This is a genomic window from Halopelagius fulvigenes (assembly GCF_042662625.1).
Taxonomy (GTDB): Archaea; Halobacteriota; Halobacteria; order Halobacteriales; family Haloferacaceae; genus Halopelagius; species Halopelagius fulvigenes.
The window spans coordinates 92,572-113,069 of record NZ_JBHSXH010000004.1; the positions used below are offsets into that span (position 1 = coordinate 92,572).

17 protein-coding genes and 1 pseudogene are annotated in these 20,498 nt (G+C 64.1%); 4 read left to right on the forward strand and 14 right to left on the reverse strand.

The annotated features are described in order from the left end of the window. Positions 1-53 precede the first annotated feature (53 nt). The gene (locus tag ACFQEV_RS00995; protein WP_379692034.1) at positions 54-1,157 is read right to left on the reverse strand and encodes a M24 family metallopeptidase; all 1,104 of its coding nucleotides are present in this window, start codon (positions 1,155-1,157) and stop codon (positions 54-56) included. 635 nt (positions 1,158-1,792) lie between these two features. On the opposite strand from ACFQEV_RS00995, the gene ACFQEV_RS01000 reads away from it, so the two are divergent. Then, complete coding sequence (locus ACFQEV_RS01000; protein WP_379692036.1) at positions 1,793-2,563, forward strand: SDR family NAD(P)-dependent oxidoreductase; 771 nt, start codon at positions 1,793-1,795, stop codon at positions 2,561-2,563. A 169-nt stretch (positions 2,564-2,732) separates the two neighbouring features. Here ACFQEV_RS01000 and ACFQEV_RS01005 read toward each other — a convergent pair whose 3' ends face one another. After that, positions 2,733-3,971 carry a xylonate dehydratase gene (locus tag ACFQEV_RS01005; RefSeq protein WP_379692038.1) on the reverse strand — a complete coding sequence of 413 codons (1,239 nt, stop codon included), beginning with the start codon at positions 3,969-3,971 and terminating at the stop codon, positions 2,733-2,735. 69 nt (positions 3,972-4,040) lie between these two features. Further along, positions 4,041-5,132 carry a D-xylose 1-dehydrogenase Gfo6 gene (gfo6, locus tag ACFQEV_RS01010; RefSeq protein WP_379692040.1) on the reverse strand — a complete coding sequence of 364 codons (1,092 nt, stop codon included), beginning with the start codon at positions 5,130-5,132 and terminating at the stop codon, positions 4,041-4,043. A 108-nt stretch (positions 5,133-5,240) separates the two neighbouring features. On the opposite strand from gfo6 (ACFQEV_RS01010), the gene xacF reads away from it, so the two are divergent. After that, a complete protein-coding gene (xacF, locus tag ACFQEV_RS01015) occupies positions 5,241-6,689 on the forward strand; it encodes a 2,5-dioxovalerate dehydrogenase (RefSeq protein WP_379692042.1) in 1,449 nt (482 codons plus the stop codon). 302 nt (positions 6,690-6,991) lie between these two features. Here the strand turns inward: xacF and gfo6 (ACFQEV_RS01020) are convergent, their stop codons facing one another. Together gfo6 (ACFQEV_RS01020) and ACFQEV_RS01025 are read right to left on the reverse strand one after the other, a co-directional pair. Beyond that, entirely contained in the window at positions 6,992-8,062 is a 1,071-nt protein-coding gene (gfo6, locus tag ACFQEV_RS01020; protein WP_379692043.1) for a D-xylose 1-dehydrogenase Gfo6, read from the reverse strand. Positions 8,063-8,141: 79 nt separating this feature from the next. Further along, on the reverse strand, positions 8,142-9,185 hold the full coding sequence (locus ACFQEV_RS01025; RefSeq protein ID WP_379692044.1) for a zinc-dependent alcohol dehydrogenase: 1,044 nt from the start codon (positions 9,183-9,185) through the stop codon (positions 8,142-8,144). 387 nt (positions 9,186-9,572) lie between these two features. Between ACFQEV_RS01025 and ACFQEV_RS01030 the strand changes: the two genes are divergently transcribed. Together ACFQEV_RS01030 and ACFQEV_RS01035 are read left to right on the forward strand one after the other, a co-directional pair. Further along, positions 9,573-9,929, forward strand: a complete 357-nt coding sequence (locus ACFQEV_RS01030; protein ID WP_379692045.1) for a hypothetical protein — start codon at positions 9,573-9,575, stop codon at positions 9,927-9,929. Positions 9,930-10,030: 101 nt separating this feature from the next. Beyond that, complete coding sequence (locus ACFQEV_RS01035; RefSeq protein ID WP_379692046.1) at positions 10,031-11,956, forward strand: glycoside hydrolase family 127 protein; 1,926 nt, start codon at positions 10,031-10,033, stop codon at positions 11,954-11,956. A 130-nt stretch (positions 11,957-12,086) separates the two neighbouring features. Here the strand turns inward: ACFQEV_RS01035 and ACFQEV_RS01040 are convergent, their stop codons facing one another. The 9 genes and pseudogenes from ACFQEV_RS01040 to ACFQEV_RS01080 form a co-directional block, all read right to left on the reverse strand. Then, complete coding sequence (locus ACFQEV_RS01040) at positions 12,087-12,806, reverse strand: class I SAM-dependent methyltransferase (protein ID WP_379692047.1); 720 nt, start codon at positions 12,804-12,806, stop codon at positions 12,087-12,089. Between the two features lie 14 nt (positions 12,807-12,820). Next, positions 12,821-13,705: an aldo/keto reductase gene (locus ACFQEV_RS01045; protein ID WP_379692048.1), complete on the reverse strand. Its 885-nt coding sequence runs from the start codon at positions 13,703-13,705 to the stop codon at positions 12,821-12,823. 104 nt (positions 13,706-13,809) lie between these two features. Further along, positions 13,810-13,926: pseudogene (locus ACFQEV_RS01050) on the reverse strand (carbohydrate ABC transporter permease); the annotation flags it as partial. Between the two features lie 520 nt (positions 13,927-14,446). After that, the gene (locus ACFQEV_RS01055) at positions 14,447-15,598 is read right to left on the reverse strand and encodes an ABC transporter ATP-binding protein (protein ID WP_379692049.1); all 1,152 of its coding nucleotides are present in this window, start codon (positions 15,596-15,598) and stop codon (positions 14,447-14,449) included. A 2-nt stretch (positions 15,599-15,600) separates the two neighbouring features. Beyond that, positions 15,601-16,749: an ABC transporter ATP-binding protein gene (locus tag ACFQEV_RS01060; protein ID WP_379692050.1), complete on the reverse strand. Its 1,149-nt coding sequence runs from the start codon at positions 16,747-16,749 to the stop codon at positions 15,601-15,603. A 2-nt stretch (positions 16,750-16,751) separates the two neighbouring features. Continuing rightward, positions 16,752-17,684: a carbohydrate ABC transporter permease gene (locus ACFQEV_RS01065; RefSeq protein ID WP_379692051.1), complete on the reverse strand. Its 933-nt coding sequence runs from the start codon at positions 17,682-17,684 to the stop codon at positions 16,752-16,754. 2 nt (positions 17,685-17,686) lie between these two features. After that, complete coding sequence (locus tag ACFQEV_RS01070) at positions 17,687-18,637, reverse strand: carbohydrate ABC transporter permease (RefSeq protein ID WP_379692052.1); 951 nt, start codon at positions 18,635-18,637, stop codon at positions 17,687-17,689. Positions 18,638-18,690: 53 nt separating this feature from the next. Then, on the reverse strand, positions 18,691-20,025 hold the full coding sequence (locus ACFQEV_RS01075) for an ABC transporter substrate-binding protein (RefSeq protein ID WP_379692053.1): 1,335 nt from the start codon (positions 20,023-20,025) through the stop codon (positions 18,691-18,693). Positions 20,026-20,179: 154 nt separating this feature from the next. Beyond that, positions 20,180-20,365 carry an RICIN domain-containing protein gene (locus ACFQEV_RS01080; protein WP_379692054.1) on the reverse strand — a complete coding sequence of 62 codons (186 nt, stop codon included), beginning with the start codon at positions 20,363-20,365 and terminating at the stop codon, positions 20,180-20,182. Between the last annotated feature and the right edge of the window lie 133 nt (positions 20,366-20,498).

Consider the following 20,498-nt stretch of genomic DNA (forward strand, 5'->3'; position numbering starts at 1 on the left):
CATCTCCGGTTACGTCGGCGAACGCTCGTGACGGCCCGCGACCCCCGAGAGGTTTACCGGGACAACGGTACCGGGAGGTCGATGCGCAGGTCGGAGTCGACGGCCTCGTACGCCGCGGTGGGCCACGAGCCGGTATCGGTAACCACGTCGACGCCGTCCGACGAGACGAGAACGGTGTCTTCCGCCTTCGCCCCCCGTACCGTCGGGTTCCACGCGTACGGCGCGGGCGCTTCGACGGGCGCGTCGGCCGACGGCGTCGCGGTCCACTCCCGGCTCTCGAACCCGATTGCGCCGCCCTGATGGTGCCGTCGCCACTCGTCTTCCCAGCCGACGGCCGCGTACGCACGCCGTATCTCGGCGAACACGTCGGCGGCGGTGCCGCCCCCGGTCGTCGCCGCCTCCCGCGTCGCCGCTATCGCCGTCACCGCGACGTGACTCGCGTCGTCGTGACGTTCGCGTAGCCACGACGGGGCGTCGAAGTCGACGGTCCGCGTGACGGCGATATTGACGCCGCGTTCGACCGCGACGACGGTGAGAAGCGCGTACTCGCCCAACGGTTCGTCCGTCGGCGTGAAGTGTCGATGGCGCTGAGAGCGTTCGGCGCCGCCGACGAGGACGACGGGCGATTCGAGCCCCCGCCGCCAGAGTTCGTCGCGGAGTCGTCCCGCCGCGGCATACTCGGTGTCGTCCGGAGAGACGTCCCGTGCCACCGTTTCGACCGCGTCGGCGGTTGCTCGGCCGGCCCGTTCGAGTACCCGCCGGTCCGGTTCGGTGAACGGAAGCCGCAGTCGCGAGGCGTCGACCAGGTCGAGACCCGGTACCGTCGGGACGTCCGCACCGGCTCGGTCGGTGCTCGCACGCGCCACTGCCTCCTCGAGGGACGACTCGTACCAGTCGAACGTCTCCACGGGCACCGCCGACGGGAGTTCTTCCGCGCAGAACCGATCCGCCTCGTTGTTCGACGTGAGCGCTCGGACCGCGTCGCCGTCGTAGCCGAGTGCGGCGACGCCGACGTCCGCCGCGCGGTCGACCGTCGAGTCCCCGCCGCCGGTCAACCACGCGAAGTTCGCCGGCCTGAGGAACCACAGCTCGGTCAGTCCTCGTTCGACCATGAACTCGTCTAGACGCGTCAGTTTCTGGTCGTGTACCGCCGTCATACCCCTCGCGACGAAGGGCGTCCAATAAACTGTTGGGGTGCGAAACGGCCGGTCTGCTCCGGCGAGGAGACGACAACCCGGTCGCCAACTCCATCGTTGCGCGCCAAACGGCGCAGATCCCGCGACTCTACGTATGGTCGGGTCGGCCGGCGATGTATGGAGAAACCGTCCCGTCGGCTCTCCTGGAGAATGCGAGCGTCACCTTGAGACCGTCCTTCTCGACGGCGGCGCGAGATACCCGCAGTGCGCCGTCACCGACCGGCGTAGGCACTGCAGGAATCTCACCGGCCCATCGTCGATAGGCCCGCGATTACCGCGGGTCGAGGGAAGAGTGCTTGAACCCGAAAACGGGTAGGGTGAGTAGATCGTCCGATAGTCGGACAGCGGGGATACAGACGGCTGGCGGAGTCGGTGGCGTATCAGGGATGCCAACGCCGAGAGGTGGGTGGCGGCGGATCTCGGTTCGGCGCGAGACCTCTCTGCCGTCGTGCTCCGCCCGGTCGAACCGCTCAGGGTCGTCCGGACGTCTGACAGAACGGCGGTGACGGAGTCGGACCTAACGTCGTCGCTTCGAGTTCGTCGCGGGGCCCTCCGATACCGACAGTAATAAACGGCGATCGACACGCCTCCTCTGTATGGCACCGTACGAGCACACCCCAGTTACTGTCGAGGACAAGCGTGCAGTCGTCGTCGGCGGCACGAGCGGAATCGGACAGGCGATCGCGCTCGGGTTCGCGAGCGAGGGCGCAGACGTCGTGGCGACCAGTCGGAGCGAGGAGAAGGTCGAATCGACGGCCGCGTCGATTCGGGAACTCGGATCCGACACCGTGAGCGTGACCTGCGACGTGACGGACTCCGATTCGCTCGCCAGAGTCCGCGACCGGACGGTCGACGAGTTCGGCGGCATCGACGTCGTCGTGGCGTCCCAAGGGGCCATTTCTCGGGACTCCGTCCGAGACATCACCGACGACGAGTGGGACTTCGTCACCGACGTCGCCCTCGACGGCGTCCGCCGGGTGACGCAGACGTTCGAACCCGCGATGGACTCGGGGTCGATCATCAACATCTCCTCGCTGGCGGCGAAGCTCTCCATGTCGAACCTCCCGGCGTACTCGGCGGCGAAAGGCGGCGTCGAGGCGTTCACCCGAGCGTCCGCGAAGGAGTTGGCGCCCGACATCAGGGTGAACGGTATCGCTCCCGGGTTCGTCATCACTCCCCAGAACGAAGAGACGTACGCGGAGGGGACGGAGAAACGAACGCGCATCGACGAGCGAACGCCGCTGGGCCGCGTCGCCGATCGAGAGGAGATCGTCGGTGCGGCGGTGTACCTCGGGAGCGACGCCTCCTCGTACGTCACGGGAGAGGTCGTGACCGTCGACGGCGGGTTCGCGGACAGCGCCTTCTGAGCGCTTCGGGGTCACGGCGACACCGACGGTTCCGTCACCGGAGTGCGACGACGCCGCGGCCCTCGCGAAACGAGCGCCGAAAAGAGAAGTCGAAAACAGCCGTCCGAGCGAGACCGAACCGATTCTCCGTTGAACTCCGTGACGCCTCGCGTCACGTGCTCGACTTCGCTTACGCTTCGTCGAAGAGGGTTTCGCCCTCGACCATGTGTTCCTCGACGGCGTCCAAATCGAGCGTCAGGCCGAGGCCCGGTTTCTCGGGAATCTCCATGCGGCCCCCCTGGATGAGGTCGTCCTCCTCCACGAGGTCCTCCCACCAGTCGAGTTGGTAGGAGTGGTACTCCACCGCGAGCGAGTTGGGGATGGCCGCGGCGACTTGCGCGGACGCCATCGTCCCGACGGGCGAGGAGACGTTGTGCATCGCCACGGGAATGTAGTACATGTCCGCGAGGTCGGCTATCTTCCGCGTCTCGCGCATCCCGCCGACGCGGGGGAGGTCGGGCGCGATGATGTCGACCGCTTGGGGTTCTAAGAGCGTCCGTTGCCCGAACTTCCGGTAGACGTTCTCGCCGACGGCGATGGGCGTCGCGGTGGACTTCGTGACCTCCTCCTGGACGTCGTGGTTCTCCGGCGGGACGGGGTCCTCCAGCCACCAGACGTCGTAGTCCTCCAGCGCTCGGGCGAGGCGTTTCGCGCTCCCGGCGGTGAACGACCAGTGGCAGTCGAACGCCACGTCGGCGCGGTCGCCGACGGCCTCGGTGACCGCCTCGACGATCTCGACCTTGTGGTCGATTTCGGGGTTGCGGAGGTGGCGGTTCGCGCGGTCCTTCTCGTGACCCGAGGGGACGTCGAGGTCGAACTTGATGGCGTCGTAGCCGAGTTCCTCGACGACGCGCACGCCCTCGTCGGCGCAGGCCTGCGGGTCGGCCTCGTTCTCGGTGTGCAGGTCGCAGTAGATGCGCACCTCGTCGCGGTACTTCCCGCCGACGAGTTGGTAGGCGGGCACGTCGAGGAGTTTGCCGGCCACGTCGTGAAGCGCGATTTCGATGCCCGAGATGGCGGAGATGACCTTCCCGGAGACGGAGCCCTCGCCGGACATCTTCTGGACGAGATGCTCGTAGAGGCGGTCGATGTCGAGGGGGTTCTCGCCGACGAGGAACGGTTTCATCCGCTCGATGATGGCCGTGTCGCCGCCGCCCCAGTAGGACTCGCCGGTGCCGACGACGCCGGCGTCGGTGTAGACGCGAACGAGAATCCAGGGGTAGTTGCCGTCCACCATCGTCGTCTGCACGTCCGTAATCTCGGCGTCCCGGACGCCGCCCCGGCGGTTCGTGATGTTCATCGTCTCCGCTGAGAGGTCCCGCATCGTATACTCCGCGTTCGGATCGCGGAGCTTCGCATGGTCTACCATTACGAATGGAGTGTTTCGAAAGGGAGATAGTAAAACTTGTGACTCGTCAGGTTATCGACCCGAGTTCGTCTATTCGACCGATACTTCGGCGCCCGTCTCCGCCGCCTCGTGGATAGCCGCAATCGCCCGCATATCGACGAGTCCGTGTTCGCCGTCAGGCGCGACGGACTCCCCGCGAACGACTCGGTCGGCGAAGTAGTCGAACTCTTCGGTCATCTGGTCGCCGAACAGGTCGCGGCGGCCGTCGTCGATTTCGACCGTCTCCCCGTTCGGTTTGGTGAGCGTGAGCGTCTGGGGCGACTGTCCGAGGAACGTATTTTCGAGCGTCAACACGCCGTCCGTCCCCACGACGCGGAGACTCCCCGAACTTGTCCCGTGTTGGCTGGACGTGCAGGCGGCGTACGTCCCGTCGTCGAACTGTACGGTGAACGCCGCGTGCTGGTCCGGAACGTCGCGGAACGCCTCGTCCTCGGAGTGCATCTGGGCGGTCACGCTCACGGGGTCGGCGTCGAGGACGAACCGGGCGGTGTTGAGCGGGTAGATGCCGATGTCCATGATCGTCGCGCCGTAGCCGGCGAGTTCGGGGTCGAGTCGCCACTGGTCGGGGTCGCCGGAGACGACGTCTAACATCTGTTGCTCGATGTGCCCTTGGACCGTGACGGGGTCGCCGACGGCCCCCTCGGCGACGAGTTCTCGCATCCGGCGCACCAGCGGGTCCATCTGCATGCGGTAGGCGATCATCAGCGGAACGTCCTCCGTCTCCGAGACGAGTTCCTCCGCGCGTTCGACCGTCGCCTCCATCGGCTTTTCGCAGAGAATCGCCTTCCCGTGTTCGGCCGCCGCCGCCGCGTACGGTAGGTGGCGGGCGTTGGGCGTACACACGTACACCGCGTCGTACTCGTCGGTGGCCTCGCCGTCCACGAACTCGTCGTACGTCAGCGCCGTCTCGATACTCTCCCTCTCGGAGACGAGTTCGGCACCGCTCTCGTGCGTACTACTCACGGCGACGGTCGTCTCGCAGAACTCGGACGCCTCGACGGCGGGTATCGCTTGCTTGCGCGTCCACCACCCCAATCCGATCATGGCGAGACGAAGCGTCCCCGACTCCAGTTCCTCCCAGTCGCGGTCTCTAGCGCTCTCTAGGTAGTCGTCGACTGACATGGTACGAACGTTCCGCACGACCGATAAAAGTGTAGTGGAGTCCGGGGGCCGGGTCGGTCCTCTGCGAAACCGTAACAGTCGTATATCTAAACGATGATTGTCTACCCGATGACGGAAACCAGACGCAACTACGTGAACGGAGAGTGGGTCGAATCGGAGACGGGCGAGACCATCGACGTCGAGAACCCGGCGGACCCGAGCGTGACCGTCGCTCGCTATCAGCAGTCGAACGAATCCGACGCGGCGGACGCCGTGGACGCCGCCGCGAGTGCGCGAGACGAGTGGGCGAACACCCCCGGTCCCGAACGCGGCCGCATCCTCCGCGAGGCGGGGACCCTCCTCGCCCAACGGAAGGAGGAACTCACCGACATGCTCGTCGCCGAGGAGGGGAAGGCCCGCCCCGAGGCGGCCGGCGAGGTGCAACGCGCCATCGACATCTTCCACTACTTCTCGACCAAGGCCGCGGACCTCGGCGGCACGGTGAAGGGTGCGAGCGGACGGGGGACGAACCTCTACACCCGAAAGGAGCCCGTCGGCGTCGCCGCCCTCATCACGCCGTGGAACTACCCCATCGCCATCCCCGCGTGGAAGCTCGCCCCGGCGCTTGCGGCGGGCAACACCGTCGTCCTGAAGCCCGCGTCGCTGGCTCCCGGCGTCGCACTCGAACTGGCGAGAGCGCTCGACGACGCCGGCCTCCCGGACGGCGTCCTCAACCTCGTGACCGGCCCCGGGAGCGAAGTCGGCTCCGAATTCATCGGAAACGACGCCGTGGACGCCGTCTCCTTCACCGGGAGCGGTCCGGTCGGTGAGATGGTGTACGACCAAGCGACCGACGCCGGCAAACGCGCTCAGACCGAACTCGGCGGGAAGAACCCGACGGTCGTCGCGAGCTCCGCGGACCCCGCGAAGGCGGCCGAAATCGTCGCCAGCGGCGGGTTCGGCACCACCGGCCAGTCCTGTACCGCCTGCTCCCGCGCCATCGTCCACGAGGACGTCAAAGACGAGTTCGTCGCCGAACTCGTGGACCGCGCGGAGTCCATCGACATCGGCCCCGGTAACGAACACGAGATGGGCCCGCAGGTCAGCGCCGACGAACGCGACTCCACCCTCGAGTACGTCGAGGTGGCCCAAAACGAGGGTGCGACGCTCGCTGCCGGCGGCGGCGTCCCCGAGGGCGAGGAAGTCGAGGATGGGCACTTCGTCGAACCGACCGTCTTCACCGACGTGGAACCCGACATGCGAATCGCCCAAGAGGAGGTGTTCGGCCCCGTCGTCGCCGTCATCGAGGTGAGCGACTTCGACGAGGGAATCGAGGTGGCCAACGGCGTCGAGTACGGCCTCTCCGCCAGCGTCGTCACCGACGACCACACCGAGGCGAACCGCTTCGTCGAGGAGTCGGAGGCGGGCGTCGTGAAGGTCAACGACAAGACGACGGGCCTCGAACTCCACGTCCCCTTCGGCGGGTTCAAGCGGTCGTCCTCGGAGACGTGGCGCGAACAGGGCGACGCGGGACTGGAGTTCTACACCATCGAGAAGACCGTCTACGACAACTACTGAGCCAGAACCCTCGCCGAGCCCGAACCATCGGCCGTCCCGTCGGACGGAACGGGAACCGGCGCGTCGCCCGAGTCGGTCCCCCACTCGCTCGGCTCTCGCTTTCGCCGCACCCCCGGTTGACGTCTCTCCGCCGCCGGGGTTTCTCCTACCGGACGAAAAACGGCCGTTCGTCCGCCTCGTGGGCTACACTCGGATCTCCTGTTCGGTGACTTGATAGGCACCTGCGGTTATCTGGCCCGTGGTATCGGAAAACAGCGGTGGCGGAGACGTTACCTCGTCGTCAATCCGTCGCGGAATTCCGACTACAGTTCGACGACGTCGCCGCTCTCGGCCGCTTCGTGGAGAGCGCGGATGATCCGCATATCCGTCAGCCCGTGCCGGCCGTCCGCGTAGATTTCACCGTCCGTCAGCACGCGGTTTGCGAAGTAGTCGAACTCCTCTTCCATCTCTCGCTCGGCGTCGAACGCCTCGTGTTCGATCGTAACGGAGAGGTCGTTCCGCGAGAGGCGGAGTTCGACCTGTCCGTGGAACGCCGGTTGGAACTCGATCTGCCCCTCGGTACCGGTGATCTTCAGATTGGTGTCTTCGTGCGCGTTCTGGCTGTCGGTAGTCACCATCTTCACGTCGTCCTCGAGGACGAGGAGGGCTGCGGAGCGCTCGTCCGGGACGTCAGCGAAGGCGTCGTGGTGAGAACTCATCTGGGACTGGACTGCGACCGGGTCGCGCTCCAAGAGATAGCGCGTCGTATTGATCGAATAGATGCCCAGGTCCATCACCGAGGTACCGTACCCCGACAGATCGGGATCGAGACGCCACTGGTCGGGATCCGGGATCATCTCGAGGAGAGGTTGGCTGTTGTTTCCGTAGACGGACACCGGTTCGCCGATGAAGCCGTCGTCGATGAGCTCCTTGGCCCGCCGAACGGCCGGATCAGTGTGCATCCGGTAGGCGATCATCAGCGGAACGTCTGCGGTCTCACAGACGTCGACCATCCGTGATGCGCGATCAATAGTGGCTTCCATCGGCTTCTCACAGAGCACTGCTTTGTCCAGGTCTGCGGCGGTCTCGACGTACTCCAGGTGGTAGGCGTTGGGCGTCCCGACGTAGACGGCGTCGTACGCATCGCTGACAGCGCCGTCGTGGAACTCGTCATAGTTGATCCCGTGGTCCACGCCGTTTTCCTCGGCGAGCCGCTGGGCCTTCTCCGTGGAACTACTCACGAGCGTCGTCACTTCACCGAGATCGGACGATTCGATCGCCGGGAGAGCGACGTCGATCGTCCACCAGCCGAGTCCGAGCAAGGCGTATCTGACTGTTCCGTCGGTAGTCGTCTGCCAATCGCGCTCGTCGTAGTTGTCGATCCAATCGAGCATCGACTCGCGATACCAAGAGCGGGTAGTAAAATCCTCGGACGTCGGTCGCGTTGCTACCCGCGCCAGAACGATCCGGACGCTACGAACGCAGTTCGGAGACGTCGAAGACGGGCTTACAGGTCCCGCCGCTAACGAACGACTCGAAGGCCTCGCCGGCGTCGAGCAGCGAGAACCGGTCGTCGATGAACGTCTCGGCGTCGACGTCGCCGGTGTCGATCAACCGGAGCGCGTTCTCGAAGTCCTCGTACTTGGAGGCGTAGGAACACTGTAGGTCGATCTCCGCGCGGACGAGTGGCGAGTACTCCATCGTGGTCTCGCCGGTCTGGCCGATGAGGACGATCTGACCGCCTTTACGGACTTCCTCGACCGCAGATGGGAGCCCGGAGGGGTGGCCGGTCGTGTCGAAGACCACGTCGTATCCGATACCGTCGGTGATCTCCTCGCGCCGCGCGTCGAGGTCGTCAGCCGCGATGTTGATCGTTTCGAAGCCGAGTTCCTCGGCGAGGGGAAGGCGGTAGTCGGCGTCCTGGCCGACACCGGAGACGACGACGGTACCGCCCTGCGCCCGCGCTATCTGCGCCGTGAGCAGGCCGATTGGACCCGGTCCTTCGACGAGGACCCGATCGCCAGCGCCGACCCGGGAGTTCTGGATCACGGCGCGGGCGCCGATGCTGGTCGGCTCGACCATGGCGGCGTGTTGCTGTTCGACGCTGTCAGGGATCGGATGAAGGGCGTTCTCGGGGACGGCGATGTACGGCTCGTAAGCACCGTCGTGGTCGACGCCCGTGATGACTGCGTTCTGACAGACGTTCTCCATGCCGATCTCGCACTGATAGCAGTCCCCGCATCCGCGGATCGGCCGTTCGACGACTCGGTCGCCGACTTCGAACTTCGTGACCGCGTCTCCTACTTCGACGACGCGCCCGGAGTATTCGTGGCCGATGACGGTCGGGAGATTCATCCGCTCGAACGCGGATTCGAACTCGAAAATCCCAGCGTCGCTCCCGCACAGGCCGGCATAGTCGACTTCGATCAGTGCCTCGTTCGGTCTTGGCTCCGGCCGATCTCGTTCGATGAGTTCCATTGCTCCGTGGTTACGGCTGGTTTTCGCTAAGCCTCGCATAGGGAAAGTTCGGGTATGGGGGATAATAAGGTATTGGGGTGGGCAGTTTCGATCGATGACCGCCGCACCACGATTGTGAACGTGTCGGCCAGCTCCGCAGCGAAGGGCGATGAAAACGATCCGTTAACTGGTCATATCGAAATGCAATGATAAATAGGAAACGATCTCCGGTTCCAGGCACGTGATATGGTGTCAAGCCAGTTTGTACATTTGAGTGCGAGATATTGACAGGCGCAAACTGCTGAAAGCCTCGGTATATCGAGCGCAGTCGGTATCGCTGGCTGTAGCGGCAACGGAGGTACGTCGACGGACGGGGGTGGTAGCGGTAATTCCGGCGGTTCCGGTCGTGTCGAAATCACGTACCGGGACCGGGACGATCCGCAGGCGGTGTACGCGGACGTGTTCAACGAGTCCTACGACGACGTCCACGTTAAAGCGAGCATGAAACCACCGGAGGAGAAGTACCGGTCGCTTATCGCACAGATCCAGGCCGGTAACGCCCCCGAAGTCCTGGGACTCGACGTCATCTACCTCCCGCGGTTCGTCGAACTCGACACGCTCGCGAACCTGGACTCGTTCTACCAGGAACTGTCGTACACCGATGGCATCTTCAAGCCGCTGACCGTCTATCGATCTGGACCGGGTTCACCTATTCGACGGGACCGGAGACGCTGTGTACAACCCGCCGCTGCACTCCGAACGAGAGGTCAAACCGCTCGGATAGCCCCTCTGCACCATCAATAAGGGGCGACGGCAATACCGTTCGCACTGACGCGAATCGCACCGCTCGGCTGACGACATCGAATCGGTAGACCGAATCAACGACAGATCACCACTGAAACACAATGAGCGAACACAAGCAGACAACGGACGAGATCGAGCTATCGGACGTCGAAATCGATGACGGGTTCTGGTCGCCTTGGGTGACCCGGAACCGCGACGTGACGATCGAATACCAGTACGAACAGCTCGAAGAATCGGGGACGCTGGAGAACTTCCGCCGCGCCCGCGACGGGAAAAGAGAGGGCTTCCAGGGGATGTGGTTCCAGGACAGCGACGCCTACAAGTGGCTCGAAGCGGCGAGCTACGAGCTCGCGAAGGCCGACGATCCTGATCTTCGAGAGCGGGTCGACGAAGTGATCGAGCTAGTTGCCGCTGCACAGAGGGACTCCGGCTACATCAACACGTACTTCCAGCTCGTCGAACCGGAGATGAAGTGGACGAACCTCAACATCATGCACGAGCTGTACTGTGCCGGTCACTTGATCGAGGCCGCCGTCGCTCACTACGAGGCCACCGGCGAGGAGTCACTGCTCGACGTGGCCACCAATTTCGCTGACCACGTGGACGACGTCTTCGGTGACCGGATCGACGGCGTTCCAGGACACGAAGGGATCGAGCTCGCACTCGTCAGACTCTCCCAGGTTACGGACGACGAGCGATATCTCGACCTCGCACAGTACTTCGTCGACCTCCGAGGCCACGACGACCGTCTCGAGTGGGAGCTCGAACACTCCGACGAAATCGGCGGCCACTCGTGGGACGACGGCGCACTCATCCCCGCTGCGGGCGGGGGAAGCCTGTTCCTCGACGAGGACGGCGAGTACGTCGGTACGTACGCGCAGGCCCACGCTCCTGTCCGGGAGCAGGAGACAGTCGAGGGGCACTCGGTGCGAGCGATGTATCTCTTCGCGGGGGTCACTGACCTCGTGGCGGAGACGGACGACGAGGAGTTGTTCGAGGCGATGAAACGTCTCTGGGGGAACATGACGACGAAGCGGATGTACGTGACCGGGGGCATCGGCCCCGAGCGCGAGCACGAGGGCTTCACCGAGGACTACGACCTCAGGAACGAGGGCGCCTACGCCGAGACGTGTGCGGCTATCGGGAGCATCTTCTGGAACCAGCGACTGCTCGAACTCACGGGCGAGGCGAAGTACGCGGACTTGATCGAGCGGACGCTGTACAACGGATTCCTCGCCGGCGTCTCGCTGGACGGTACGCGGTTCTTCTACGAGAACCCCCTGGAGAGTTCGGGTGATCACCATCGCAAGGGGTGGTTCACCTGCGCCTGCTGTCCGCCGAACGCCGCGCGCCTGTTCGCGTCGCTCGGACAGTACGTCTACTCGAATGTCGACGGGGCGCTCACCGTCAACCAGTACGTCGGCAGCACAGTGACGACGACCGTCGACGGGACCGAGGTCGAACTCACCCAGTTGAGCTCGCTGCCCTGGTCTGGTGAGGCCACACTCACTGTCGACGCTGACGGACCGGTCCCGATTCGCCTTCGGATCCCCGACTGGGCGACCGACGCGTCCGTCTCGATTGACGGAGAGGAGGTGGACCAGAGCGACGACGACTACGTCGAACTCGACGGCGAGTGGAGCGACGACCAGATCAAGGTCCGCTTCGAACAGGAACCCGAACTAGTCCGTGCCCATCCCGCAGTCAAGAGCGATGCTGGCCGCGTCGCCGTCGAACGGGGCCCGCTCGTCTACTGCGCCGAGGCAGTCGACAACGATCGACCGCTCCACCAATACACACTCGCTTCAGACGCCGTCATCGACGCAGAGCACCGCGACGACCTGCTCGATGGAGTGACCATCCTCGAGGCCGATGCCAAGGTGCCAGCGCTGGACGGGTGGGAAGGGACGCTGTACCGCCCCGACGACGAGACGGACACCGAGTCCGCACAGCTCACGATGATCCCCTACTATGCGTGGGACAACCGAGAACCCGGCGAGATGCAGGTGTGGACCCGCGCTGAGTAGCAATCTCGGCGCGGTCAGCGTAGCAGTGACGACGGTAATCTCCTCGCCGTCGTCGCCGGCGGCGGCTCCAACTCCGCGCTGCCCCATAAAATCCGGGGGGCCGTCGACCGGTTCGAACCCCCCGACTAGCTCAGTCCGGACGCCGCATCGCGACGCTGTACATCGTTCCCACGGACTCCGATCCGATCGACTCGACGAGGCGATCGATCTCGGCGATCAGCGGATCGCCCAGCTCCGGCGTCACCTCCGCAGCCCTGGATCGGGCGGCGGTCGCGTGAGCCTTGACGTGACTGGCGGTCCAGGGGACGGGACGGAGGAGTGTCCGCTCTCGATCGAACTCCCAGCCGTACCTGGCAAAGAGGCGCCGGAGGACCGCTGACGGGTAGAAGGTCAGCGCCGGACGGCCGGTGGCGAGTTCGGCAGCCGCGTTTTCGACGGCGAACAGGTCGCTCACCGCGGCGTCTTCGGGCAGCGGATCGTAATCGTCGACGACGAGGTGGCAGCCCGGAGCCGCGACGCGCGTCAGTTCCTCAATGACCGCGGGGAGTGCCGCGGGCGGAAGTACGTTGAACAGACCGTGCGCGGTCACGACGTCGACGGAGTCGGTCGCGAGCGGCGTGTCTGTGAGGTCCGCTTCGATCACGGCAGTGCGATCGGCCTCGGCGCGTCCGATCCGTTCGCGGACCGTCGTTGCGTCGTCGCGGTCGTTCGTCACGGCGTAGACCCGGCGGGCGCCGTTCACAAGCAGCCCGGCGGTCGCGTTCCCGACGCCGGCGCCGGCCTCGAGGCAGGTCGCCCCGTCGACGGGGCGGTCTTCGAGCGCTGCTCTCACCGTCAGGGGAACGTCCATCTATAACCCCAGGTTCAGTGGTGAAGCTGTTCCGGGACGGGGCTCTCGTCGTGGCGAGACCGCTCGACGAGCGACCGCTGGGCCGCCTCGTCCATCCTGTCGTACCGGCTCGCGGCGTCGAGCACCATCGTGACGAGCTTGGGATCGCCCGGGCTGACGACGCTAGTTAGGCCCTGCGAGGCGGCGAAATCGAACCGGTCGCGGATCTCCTCTGGCGTGTCGACGGGCTCGTACCAGTTCGCGTACGGACGGTCCCGTTCGGGGAGTTCCTCGGTCGGCGGCCACGACCCCTTCGCAAAGGCTTTGATGCCGAGCGTGCCGATACCTTCCTCGTTCGCCCGTTCGAGTACCGCCTGGTAGTCGTGGTCCTCGTCGTCCTTCCCGACGACGACTGGGTTCAGCGGGAACATCACCGTCTCGAGGTCGTCGATGCGATCGATAGCGTCGAGGATGAGCTGTGGGTTCCCGTGACTGGTCAGCCCGATGTGGTCGATGACGCCCTCGGCCTTTGCCTCCCGCATCGCCTCGAGGGCGCCGTCGTCGGCCGTGATCCTGTCGAGTTCGTCCTCGTACTCTAGCCCGTGGACCTGGTACAGGTCGATGCTGTCGACGCCGAGGCGGTCGAGCGACTGTTCGAGCTTTCGTTTCGTCCCCTCGTGTCCCCGCTCCTGCGTTTTGCACCCGAGGAAGATGTCCTCACGATGCTGGCGGAGTTTCGGTCCTAACTTCAGTTCGGCGTCGCCGTAGGTCGGCGCCACGTCGAAGTGATTGACCCCGTGATCGAGGACGAGTTCCACCATCTGGTCGGCCCCCTCCTGTTCGAGCCAGTTCAGCGCGATTGTGCCGAACGTCATCACGGTGCTCTCGTGGTCGGTCTCGCCCAGTGGGCGCGTTTCCATATCCGTGAATTCGGGGCGGGACACATAACCGTTAGTGGCCGGTTCACCTCCGTCATAGAAGTATTCCGGTGACCGGTAGATCGGATCCTGTCGCGGCACTATCCCGAGTTCGGGAGGCTCTGGTAGTACGATCGGAAGAATACCGTGCAGATCGGAATTCCGTAGGTGATCTGAGTGATTATCAGCGGCACGAGGGTCGCATGGTACTCCCGCAGGAACGGGGACGTCCGAAGCGTGGCCTTCGGATTCGTCGGCGTCCTTTGATTCTCTATTACAGAACGAACCCCGGTTGTTCGAACGAGGTTCGTTACAGACGTAGCTTCGTAACGGCTTCGAAGCCGGCGAACAGGGTCAGAGAGGCGGCCCGAAAGGGGAGAGACCGGTTCCGAAACAGAGACGAGTCCTCGGGAATCGATGGTGAATTCGACGGCGTTCGCCGCGCTGAGGACCTGTTCGGGGGACTCGCCGTGGGAGGTGATCGTCGCTGACGCAACTCGCCGGGGCGGAGACGCGTATCGCGCCGCCGTGTTGAGCACCATTCTCTTTTAAATCACACCCGTTCTGTTTTAGAGAACAGAGGGGAGGAGAGTCGAGGTGCATCGGCAACGTCCGTTCCGGTGGCGACCGTCGCAGTGTCAGTGACGAGCGTCTCGTCGTTGACGTGGCGACCGAGCGCCTGCGGCCTGTGCGTTCGCTCGAACACGAACGGAGAGTGGGGACGAAAAGAAGAGAGCGACGACGCTACGGAGTGGCGAACCGTCCGCTGCTCTCCACGCGGCGATTGTGGACGGCCTCGCCCGTACTCTGCTCGAACAGGTGGACCATCTCCGGCGGAATCCTGACGACGACGGTAGAGCCCTCCTCGACCGCTTGCGGCTCCTCCGTGACGGCGACCAGATCGTCTTCCGCCCGGTCGTCCGAGAACGACAGGTGGACGACGTTCTCGTCGCCCATCGGTTCGACGACGGTCGCGACCATCTCGAACTCGTGGCCCGAGTCGCCGCCGACGCGCGCCCGCGACAGCACTTCTATGTCCTCCGGACGGACGCCGACGACGGCGTCATCGACGCCCTCGGCCGCCGCGACGATGTCGTCGTCGAGTTCGTACTCCAAGTCGTCGGTGACGAACGTCGTCCCCGATATCCGCCCGCGCAGGAAGTTCATCGAAGGCTCCCCGATGAACTCGGCGACGAACAGGTTGGACGGCTCGTGGTACAGTTCGAGCGGTTCGCCCAACTGCTGGAGGTGACCGTCGTTCATCACGGCGATTCGGTCACCCATCGTCATCGCCTCCGTCTGGTCGTGCGTGACGTACACCGTCGTGACGTCCAGTTGCTCCTGTAGCTGCTGGAGTTCGGTGCGCATCTGCGCCCGGAGTTTCGCGTCCAGGTTCGACAGCGGTTCGTCCATCAGGAATACCTCCGGGTCACGCACGATGGCGCGACCGAGCGCGACGCGCTGCTGTTGCCCGCCGGACAACTGACCGGGCTTTCGGTCGAGCAGGTCGCCGATGCCCATCATCCCCGCAACCTCTTCGACGCGCTCGGAGATATCGGCTTTCGCCATGTCCGTCGACTCCTCCAGTCCGAAGGACATGTTGCGTTCGGCCGTCAGATGCGGGTACAGCGCGTAGGACTGGAACACCATCGCGATGTCTCGGTCCTGCGTCTTGACGTCGTTCAACACCTGGTCGCCGAGTCGGATCTCGCCGTGCGTCACCGTTTCGAGGCCGGCGATCATCCGGAGCGTGGTGGACTTCCCGCATCCGGAGGGGCCGACGAGGACGAGGAACTCACCGTCTGCGATGTCGACGGAGACTCCGTCAACCGCGACGATGTCCTCTCCGTCGTCGTCGAACACCTTCGTCACGTCGTCGAGTAGTAGTCGGGACATGGTCAGACGTGCGTCACCTCCCTCTCGGAGTCGAGGCGACGGTTGTGGAGCGCCTCGCCGGTCCGCGCGTCGAACACGTGGACCGTCTCGGGATCGATACTGGCGACCACTCGCATCCCCGGTTCGGGGTCGTCGGTGCCGCCGACGACGGCCTGCAGGAGGGGCTCTCTGTCCGTCTCGCCGACGGGGTTGAGGTAGACGATGTTCTCGTTGCCGTGCGGTTCGACGACCGCCACTTCCATCGGGAACTGGTGGTCGCCGAGCGTCGCCTCGGCCCCGTCGCGGGCGGGGTGGAGTTCGAGGTCCTCCGGGCGGACGCCGAGCACCACCTCGGAGGCGCCGTCGACGTGCTCTCGCATCCGCTCGTCGAACGGGTACTCGATGTGCTCGCCGCGGTAGACGCCGTCGTCGTACGTCCCCTCGACGAAGTTCATCATCGGTTCACCGATGAAACCGGCGACGAACCGATTCACCGGCTCGTGGTACAGTTCGAGCGGTTCGCCGACCTGCTGGAGCTCGCCGTCGTTCATCACGGCGATGCGATCGCCCATCGTCATCGCCTCCGTTTGATTGTGCGTGACGTACACCGTCGTGACGCCGAATCGGTTCTGGAGCCGTTGGAGTTCGGTGCGCATCTGCGCCCGGAGTTTCGCGTCCAAGTTCGACAGCGGTTCGTCCATCAGGAATACCTCCGGGTCACGCACGATGGCGCGGCCGAGTGCGACGCGCTGTTGCTGTCCGCCCGAGAGTTCGTCGGGTTTGCGGTCGAGGAGGTCCGCGATACCGAGCATCTCTCCGATCTCTTCGACGCGTTCGTCGCGTTCCTCGGCCGTGTAGCCCTCCTCCTCTTCGAGGCCGAAGCGCATGTTCTGTCTGACGGTCATGTGCGGATACAGCGCGTAGTCCTGGAATACCATCGCGATGTCCCGGTTCTGCGGGACGCGGTAGTTCATGTGGTCGCCCGCGATGTAGATGTCGCCGGAACTCGCGGTCTCCAACCCGGCGAGACACCGGAGCGTGGTGGACTTCCCGCATCCGGAGGGGCCGACGAGGACGAGGAACTCCCCGTCCTCGATGTCGAGGCTCAGCCTGTCGACCGCCGTCGTGCTTCCGAACCGCTTCGTCAGATTGTTGATCTCAATTTGTCCCATGATTATCCGCTCTCCGTTTGCAGGCCCTTAGCGAACTGTTCGGCGAAGGCGACGTAGATGATGAGGGTCGGAATCGCGGCCAAGAACGACGCCGACATCCGAATCCCGAAGTCGATCCCCGACGTCGAGGCGCCGACGGCCGGGAGGATGAGCGTGACCGGTGCCTCGGGCGTGTCCGCGCCCGTGACCAGCGTGAACGCGAAGAGGAACTCGTTGTAGATCTGGGTGAACTGGTAGATGAACACGACGCCGAACATCGGCTTCGAGATGGGCAGGACGATGCGCCGGTATATCTTCGTGATGGACGCGCCGTCGATCTTTCCCGCCTCGACGAGCGAGTTCGGGAGGCTCTGGTAGTACGACCGGAAGAGTATCGTGCAGATCGGAATCCCGTAGGCGATGTGAGTGATTATCAGCGGTACGAGGTTCGCGTGGTACCCCTGCAGGAACGGGAGCGTCTCGAAGAGGGGGGTGATCATCGACGCGAGCGGGAAGATGTTGTTCCAGAACCGCGACAGCGGCACCAAGACGGCTTGGTACGGCATGAAGATGCCGATGAGGAACAGCGCCAGCATCAGGATCTGGGCGCGCCAGTTCACCATCGTGAGTCCGTACGCGGCCATGCTGCCGAAGAGGACGCTGCCGAGCGTCGCCGGGATGGCCATGAACAGCGAGTTGAAGAACGCCCCCGATAGCCTGTCGAACGCGAATCGGAGGTTTCCGAGCGTGAAGCCCTCGCCGGTCGGCGGCACGAGCGGTATCGACCGAGCGACGGCTTCGTTCGTCTTCAGCGCCGTCATCAAGCCCGTCTCCAGCGGTGCGAGGAAGAAGCCGATGAAGAGTATCACCAGCACGTACTGGGCGATTCGAGCGAGGTTCCAGTCCTCGACGAACGAGGCGACGTCTATTCCGCCGTCCGAGGTTGATCGCGACATGTTCAGAGACTCCCTTGCTTGTACTGGTAGTAGAGGTACGGTGCGATGACCCCCAGCGCCAAGAGGAGCAAGTAGGTGGCGATGGCGGCCGAGTAGGCCCACTTCCCGTACTTGAACGCCTGCCTCACCATCAGCGTCGCGAGGATGTCGGTGCCGTTCGGGGGGCGGTACCGTCCCGTGAGCGCGTACAGGAACGTGAACGCCTTGAGGGCGAACACCATCAGGATGACGGCGGCGCTGACCGACGCCTCCTTGAGTTGCGGGATGATGATGCGGAGGTACGTCTTGACCGTGCTCGCGCCGTCGACGCGAGCGGCCTCGAACTGGTCGTCCGGGAGTGACTGGAGTCCGGCGAGGTACACGACCATCGTGTACCCACTGAACTGCCAGATGAGCGCAAATATCACCGACCCGAGCGCGATAGACGGGTTTCCGATCCAGTTTATCGGCTCGAAGCCGAACGCGGTCACTATGATGTTGAGAAGTCCGTTCTGTTGGTTAAACATCCAGAGCCACATCTGCGCCGTGACGACGAACGAGAGGCTCATCGGCAGCAGATAGATGGTCTGAATCTTGTCCTTGTAGCGGATGCCGTGGTCCAACAGCACCGCCAAGAACAGACCGAGCAACAGACAGACCGTCGTGAACACGACGAGGAGCACGAAGTTGTTCTGCGCGGCTTGCATAAAGGCGTCGCTGGTCAACGCCTGTCGATACATCTCGAAGTCCAGATTGCTGTAATCCGGCGGAGTCAGCCCTTTCGCGTCGGTCAGGGAGATGGAGAGGTTGAACCCGATTCCGCCGTACACGGCGATTCCCATGATGAGGAACGGAATCCCCCAGTACGGCGACGAGCGGACGAAGTCGCTGTTCAGGAAGTACCTGAGCTTCGTCTCCCAGTCCACCTCCTCGGTCGACGACGAGGCCGTTTCGGTCCTTTCGGTCGTACCCATCGGTAAGAGTGTTCAGTTCCGTCGTAATAAATTGTGTTGTTAATGCGATTACGTTACCCCGAGACGGCTTTGAGGAGAGCCTCCGCCGCCGCGTTGACGTCGTACGGCCCCATCATGTGTTCGCTCATCGCCGTCTTGCAGTTACCCATCTGCTCCGGCGGGACGGCCAGTCCGTGCGCGATGGTCGGTGGGTACTTCTCCGAACTGGTGAGGTCCTTGTACGTCATGGCGATGAAGTCGCTCAGTTCGCTCGGGTCGATGTCGGTTCGAAGCGGAACCGAGCCTTTCAGGTTGTTGAAGGCGATCTGCGCCTTCTTCGTTCCGACGAACTTCTCCCACGCGATGGTCTCTTCCTTGGAGGGGTTGTTCATCGGCGCGACGATGGAGTCGAGGTGGTAGCAGTACACGCCCTCCGTGCCCGGGAACGGAATCCACCCCCACTGCTCCTGGTAGTTGAACGAGTCGTTCGAGCGGAACTGCCCCGCCAGCCAGTTGCCCTGGTGCATGCAGGCGACTTTGCCGTTTATCATCTTCCCGCCCACGTCGGTGAAGCTGACCGAGGAGGCGTCCGAGGTGATGTAGTTCTGCTGTATCTCCTTGACCGTCTTCAGCGACTTGACGATCTTCTGTTTGTTCCCCTTCCCCTCGATGAAGTTCGTGTACGCGTCGACGCCCGATTGGCTCATGAGGACCTGCGCCCAGAGTTGGAGCACGGTCCACGGCGCCTTCATCGCCTGCCCCATCGGCGTCACGTCCGTCTCCTCTTTAATCGTCTTGAGCGCCGACATCAACGCGTCCATTGAGTTGAGGCTCTTGGGATCGACGCCGGCATCCTCGAACACCTTGATGTTGTAGAACAAGTTGTTCATCCGATGAGATCCTAGCGGGACGGCGGGCATCTTGTCGTTGAAGGTGCAGAGTTCGATGGCCCGGTCCTGTATCACGTCCTTGTATCCCTCGGCCTCCCAGACGTCCTTCTCGAGGTCCATGAGGTGACCTCGATAGCGCTCCAAGTTGTTCCCCGGCCAGTTGGCGAAGGAACTCATCGGGTTATTGTTCACCATCCGACGGAGGATGGTTGCGTTCAGGTTGACGTTCGCGCTCGCCCCGACGGCTTGGAAGTTCGTCTCCATGTCGGGGTACTCCTCGCGGAACGCCTCGATGAGGGCGCTCACCGCGGCTTCGCCGTCGCCGCCGGACCAGCCGTGAAGCACTTCGAGCGTCTCGTTCCACTTTCCGCTGCCGCCACCGCCGTTTCCGCTCGTCGCGCCGTTCTCTCCCCCGCCGTTCCCGCCGGCACAGCCCGCCAGCCCGGCGGCGAGTCCGGTGCCGAGCGCGGCTATATACGTCCGTCTGTTCGTCTCGGGACCTGCGTCATGTTTAACCATGTACTACCGCCTGTTAGTTGTGAGATATTAAACCCACCGAAAGTAGTAGTTATTTTCATAAATAACTAGCGCAATTAACAGTTAGAGAAGCCGTGACTATCGGCGTCTCCCTCCTCCGCTACTCGGCGGGCGATCCAGCGACGGTACGCCCTCCTCACGGCCGACCGTCGTCCGCGGACCGGACGGTCTCCACGGAGTCGAACGTCCACCGCTGGCTGGTGCCGCCGGTCCGGTCGTACTGGATGACATTCGCACCGTCGGCCGTCGAGGGACCCAGCACGTCCGCCACCTTCCCGGAGTTGATGTTCCGACGTCGACACGTACTACCGCCACTGCTCACCAGCGCTCGCGTCTGTCGCCGGCGAGGTGGAACGTCGTCCCGGGGACGCCTTCTCTCTCGCCGACCCCCTCTCGGACCGACTGCGAGCGGAGCGTCCCGAGTACGGAACTGCGAATTCGTCGGCGCTCCTTGG

Coding starts and splice junctions, on each gene's coding strand:
- ACFQEV_RS00995 (WP_379692034.1), bottom strand. CDS start 1,157: ATGACGGCGGTACACGACCAGAAACTGACGCGTCTAGACGAGTTCATG.
- ACFQEV_RS01000 (WP_379692036.1), top strand. CDS start 1,793: ATGGCACCGTACGAGCACACCCCAGTTACTGTCGAGGACAAGCGTGCA.
- ACFQEV_RS01005 (WP_379692038.1), bottom strand. CDS start 3,971: ATGGTAGACCATGCGAAGCTCCGCGATCCGAACGCGGAGTATACGATG.
- gfo6 (WP_379692040.1), bottom strand. CDS start 5,132: ATGTCAGTCGACGACTACCTAGAGAGCGCTAGAGACCGCGACTGGGAG.
- xacF (WP_379692042.1), top strand. CDS start 5,241: ATGACGGAAACCAGACGCAACTACGTGAACGGAGAGTGGGTCGAATCG.
- gfo6 (WP_379692043.1), bottom strand. CDS start 8,062: ATGCTCGATTGGATCGACAACTACGACGAGCGCGATTGGCAGACGACT.
- ACFQEV_RS01025 (WP_379692044.1), bottom strand. CDS start 9,185: ATGCGAGGCTTAGCGAAAACCAGCCGTAACCACGGAGCAATGGAACTC.
- ACFQEV_RS01035 (WP_379692046.1), top strand. CDS start 10,031: ATGAGCGAACACAAGCAGACAACGGACGAGATCGAGCTATCGGACGTC.
- ACFQEV_RS01040 (WP_379692047.1), bottom strand. CDS start 12,806: ATGGACGTTCCCCTGACGGTGAGAGCAGCGCTCGAAGACCGCCCCGTC.
- ACFQEV_RS01045 (WP_379692048.1), bottom strand. CDS start 13,705: ATGGAAACGCGCCCACTGGGCGAGACCGACCACGAGAGCACCGTGATG.
- ACFQEV_RS01055 (WP_379692049.1), bottom strand. CDS start 15,598: ATGTCCCGACTACTACTCGACGACGTGACGAAGGTGTTCGACGACGAC.
- ACFQEV_RS01060 (WP_379692050.1), bottom strand. CDS start 16,749: ATGGGACAAATTGAGATCAACAATCTGACGAAGCGGTTCGGAAGCACG.
- ACFQEV_RS01065 (WP_379692051.1), bottom strand. CDS start 17,684: ATGTCGCGATCAACCTCGGACGGCGGAATAGACGTCGCCTCGTTCGTC.
- ACFQEV_RS01070 (WP_379692052.1), bottom strand. CDS start 18,637: ATGGGTACGACCGAAAGGACCGAAACGGCCTCGTCGTCGACCGAGGAG.
- ACFQEV_RS01075 (WP_379692053.1), bottom strand. CDS start 20,025: ATGGTTAAACATGACGCAGGTCCCGAGACGAACAGACGGACGTATATA.